This window comes from Flavobacterium sp. (genome assembly GCF_043756175.1).
GTDB lineage: Bacteria > Bacteroidota > Bacteroidia > Flavobacteriales > Flavobacteriaceae > Flavobacterium.
This window is the reverse complement of record NZ_JAYURN010000099.1, coordinates 1-4,156: the sequence shown is the minus strand read 5'-3', so window position 1 is coordinate 4,156 and position 4,156 is coordinate 1. Positions and strand designations below refer to the sequence as shown.

Below are 4,156 nucleotides of genomic sequence, written 5' to 3'. Positions count from 1 at the left end.
GTCTTATCCTAAAATACGTTGGCCATTTTTTAGGTTAATTATTTTTGTTTTTGTCAAATTAGCAAGTGAATTTGCTGTTAGGTTTTTTTAGTTTTTTTCTTTCTAAAAATGAAGTTTAAAAATGGGATTGATAAATTTTGGTTTGTCAATCCCAACTTCATTTTTGAGAGATTATGATTTTGGCACTTATTAGGTTGCTCCTCAGCAGAGCCTAACTTCATCCTCACACAATCATTTCAAAAGTAGGGTTTGTTTTGGTTTTAGGCAACTTTTTTTCTTTTTTATAATTTTTATTTTTTTGTTTATTGTATTGTAAATGAACTTCTTGCGGTTTTTTAAAATCTAAACTCCAGTGCATTCTTAAATTGTTGTATAATTCTACGGCTTGCACCACCATTTTTTGAGCAATATCGACTGATTTTATGGTCTTTCGAAGTCCAAATTCATATTTCAAAATTCCGTTAATTCTCTCTGCTATTGCGTTTTCATACGGATCGTATTGTTGGGTTGTGCTTAATATAAACCCTTTGTTTTCTGCATATTGTGAGTAATCTGGGCAGCAATATTGAATGTCTCTATCGGAATGATGTATGATGTTTTTGTGATTAAACACACAGTTTTTATATGCCATATTCAAAGCGTCTTTTACCATCGAAACTTTCATATTATCTTGCAAACTCCAACCCATTATTTTGCGAGAATACGCATCTGTTACAAGAGCCAAATAGGAGTGACCTGCATCGGTTTTAATGTAGGTAATATCGCTAACAAAAACTTGTTCGCTGTGGGTTATTTTTAAGTCAGTCAATAAGTTAGGTGATTTGTAAAAGAAATGTTTCGAATCTGTAGTGATAAAATATCTTTTGGTTTTTTTGATAAGCATCCCTCTTGAACGAAGCAAATCGTTTAGAGCATCACGTCCCATTTTTATGTTCATTTCTTCCATTTTGGGTTGTAAATATTCAAATAATTTTCTGGTTCCAGTTTTAGGTAATATTTTACGATACTCAATTACCCAATCGATGATTTTATCTTTCTGTAAATCACGATTCTTATCTCGTTTAATTTGTTGATAATAAGCTTGTTTTGATAGCCCAAGTGATTGGCAAACCCATTTTATTTTAAAAGCTTTTTCTTTCTTTTTTGAATAGGATCGCTCAATGACTCGGGCAATAACTTTTTTGAAAGTTCCTCCCCGGTAATCTTCTCGAACTCAATAATTACATCTTGCTGGAAGAATTTAATACCTTCTAAATCAGCTATTTTAAGTTTTAGTTTTCGAATTTCATCGTCCTTAGATACGAATGTTTTTTGGTTGGTGTAGTTGCTTAATTTTTTCATCCAATAGTGTATTGTTGCTCGTGAAATATTATACTTCTTGGATGCAAAGTTAGCCGATATTTGACCATTATTAATTTGGTCGATGACAAAAAGTTTGTGCTCGAAAGTTACTTTTTGATAGCCTTTTTTTCGACAGGCTTGATTTGTTGGTGTTTCCATAGGATACTAAAAGTGTTTAATTTTTAGTCAACCTATTTTAGGACGAGACATTTTTTAAGCTGACCACCAACGTCTCGTGGCTTGGAGTCAGTTGGGGAAAAGCACACACAAACTTTAAATTAAACACTATGATAACAAACACACACGAACTCTCGAATAAGCACTCAAAACCCAATTGCGCCAAACCGCTGTTGGCAGTAGTTGATTTTTTTAACGGTTACTTTTCCACCGTATTAAGTGAAAAGACAAACTAATATTTTTTACAATGAAAAAATTATTTTTATTACTTATGATTTGCGTTTTAACTTTTGTAAACGCTCAAACCGACAAAAAAACGTCTGCAACAATTGAAACTGTCTACAAAGATTCCAAAGAAGGAATTTCAACAGTTTACAAAGATTTAAAATCTACAACACCGCAAATTAAAAGTGCCTTAGAATCTTTGTCAAAAGAATTAAAAACAACAACCGATTCTCTTTGGTTGATTTTAGTGAAACAACAGTTAGTTTGGTCTTGGGGCTTTTTAATTTTGATTTTTAGTTCAATAATTAACTGGTTTTTATTTTACAGGAAAAATTACAGTGCTAATCTTAAATACGAAAAAGTTAAAGTTATAAATCAAAAATTAATGTTTAGAGATGGAAAAACAGAAGAAGAATGTGAAAGGCATCCAAGTGTTTATGGAAAACAATATACAAATATTGAAGAAGAGGGTTTATGTCTAATTCCAAATTCTAATATGTCAATTTTTAAATATGTTCATTTAGCAATTTGCATTACACTTTCTGTTTTTAGTTTTTTACATTTTTCAGATATGTTAACTGGTTTTATTAATCCTGAATTTGGTGCTTTAAAAACCATTACAGAAGTAGTTCAAAATTTAAAATAATCGCTTATATTTTCCGTTTCGGTTCAATTACTGCCAACGTTTCGTGGCTTTATTTCAGTTGCAAAACTTCGTAACCGAGTATTTTCGGCTAAAATAAACGCTTTGCGAAAGATAATTTTGATTTTAGCAGATATTTTGCAATTGAATAAAACCACTGTTATCGCTAGTTGCGGGTGGTTTATAAAAATAATTTAGAAAATAATTAAAATATTTTATAAAAACGCTTGTTTATTAGAAAATAAGTTATATATTTGCTAAAGAAATAACAACGAAGTTATTTTGTAAATCTTAAAATTATGAAACCAATTAATCAAGACGTTAAAAACTTACAAAGTAGAATTTCTTATAAAGCAAAAAAAGCAGCTGCGCCACGACAAAATCATTTTGATAATGTAGCGAGAGAATTAGGATATGCAGATAGTAATATAGCTTTTAAACATTTAGGAAAAGTTTTTATTGAAAAAGCAAAAGTTAACGCACCAAGTATAAAATTAAACTAATGCCTTTCATTTTAAAAACTAAAGAAACCGAGCAATATAGATTGTTCGGTTCTTTGCCTATCCTTTGCCGTAGCATTGGATTTGATGAAAAACAAGAGAAAAATTTGCTTTACAATTTCTCACAAAAGAAAGAAAGAAAGTTTGAAAATAATGAGTTTCTAATTGTGAAAGTCGTTTTAGAACGTGGTGGTAGCAATTAGCGATAACGTCTCGTGGCTTGGCGTCAGGAACGGCTAAACAAGCCTAAACTTTGGTTAATCGCCGACTTTCCTGATGAGCCGAAACATCGATTGAGCACTAAACCCGTTCTTGCGCCAAACCGCTGTTAGTTCTATTATAATATTTTACGTTTCAATTTGCACTTAAAGTACTGTATTTATTGACTTTATAAAATATTATAATTCAAACGAGAGCAAAAAAAAGCAACATAATGTTTGCTTTGTTATACCAAATGTTGTACTTTCGTTTTGCGATGCACTCAAATGAAACGCTTTTATTTTCAGGACTTTCACTCATTTGCTTCGTTATGTAAAAATAGTAAAACATTTTAATATTACAAAGTATGGCATCAATTAAGTTAATTTTGAGAATGCACCAGCAAGACCAAGCGGGTCATTGCCCTTTATATATAAGAGTTATAAAAGACAGGAAAGCCAAATTTATTTCTGTTGGTGTGAAATTGAAAGAAAGTGAATGGGACGAATCAAAACAGCGGGTAAAAAAGAACCACCCCAATAGCGCAAGAATGAACGCTTCCATTGCTCAAAAAATTGCAGATGCGGAAGCGCAGGTTGCGGATTTAGAAAGAAAAGTAAAAACAGTTTCAGCCAATAAATTAAAAGATGCCATTAAAGGAAAGCAAGTCCCTAACTTTTTTGAATATTCCCGTAAGCATTGCGAAAAAATAAAAGGGAGTGTTTCCATTAGTACCTATAAAAATTATCTGCTGTATCTTGATAAATTTGAAAAGTGGGTAGGCACAAAAGATGTTTTCTTTGACGATATTACGGTTTCTCTATTACTGGATTTTATGGCTTATATGTCAAATACTTTAAAGAATGGAGCAACAACACAAAGGTATTCCATTATGATTTTGGCGATAATGTTCAAACAAGCCATTAAAGAGGATATTATTCCCGAATATATGTATCCTTTCAGCAAATTGACATTAAAAAAAGACCCTGCCGAGAGATTGTTTTTGAAGAAAGACCAAATCGAGGCTCTAATTAATTATAAGACAGAAGAAGGCTCATTAAATTGTATTTAT

The 4,156-nt window shown here is 31.4% G+C and carries 6 protein-coding genes; 4 read left to right on the top strand and 2 right to left on the bottom strand.

Annotation, left to right across the window (positions count from 1 at the left end):
- Positions 1-223 precede the first annotated feature (223 nt).
- Together ACH2BP_RS07725 and ACH2BP_RS07720 are read right to left on the bottom strand one after the other, a co-directional pair.
- Positions 224-1,120 (bottom strand): IS3 family transposase, encoded by an 897-nt coding sequence (locus tag ACH2BP_RS07725; RefSeq protein ID WP_395058611.1) that lies wholly within the window; start codon positions 1,118-1,120, stop codon positions 224-226.
- Entirely contained in the window at positions 1,117-1,500 is a 384-nt protein-coding gene (locus ACH2BP_RS07720) for a DNA-binding protein (protein WP_395058609.1), read from the bottom strand. Before ACH2BP_RS07720 ends, ACH2BP_RS07725 begins: the two co-directional genes overlap by 4 nt.
- A 265-nt stretch (positions 1,501-1,765) precedes the next feature.
- Between ACH2BP_RS07720 and ACH2BP_RS07715 the strand changes: the two genes are divergently transcribed.
- The 4 genes from ACH2BP_RS07715 to ACH2BP_RS07700 all read left to right on the top strand — a co-directional run.
- Positions 1,766-2,389, top strand: a complete 624-nt coding sequence (locus ACH2BP_RS07715; RefSeq protein ID WP_395058607.1) for a hypothetical protein — start codon at positions 1,766-1,768, stop codon at positions 2,387-2,389.
- A gap of 296 nt (positions 2,390-2,685) precedes the next feature.
- Positions 2,686-2,889, top strand: coding sequence for a hypothetical protein (locus ACH2BP_RS07710; protein ID WP_395058605.1), 204 nt, complete (start codon positions 2,686-2,688; stop codon positions 2,887-2,889).
- On the top strand, positions 2,889-3,089 hold the full coding sequence (locus tag ACH2BP_RS07705; protein ID WP_395058603.1) for a hypothetical protein: 201 nt from the start codon (positions 2,889-2,891) through the stop codon (positions 3,087-3,089). Before ACH2BP_RS07710 ends, ACH2BP_RS07705 begins: the two co-directional genes overlap by 1 nt.
- A 362-nt stretch (positions 3,090-3,451) precedes the next feature.
- A partial coding sequence (locus ACH2BP_RS07700) for a phage integrase SAM-like domain and Arm DNA-binding domain-containing protein (RefSeq protein WP_395058601.1) occupies positions 3,452-4,156 on the top strand: 705 nt, incomplete at its 3' end.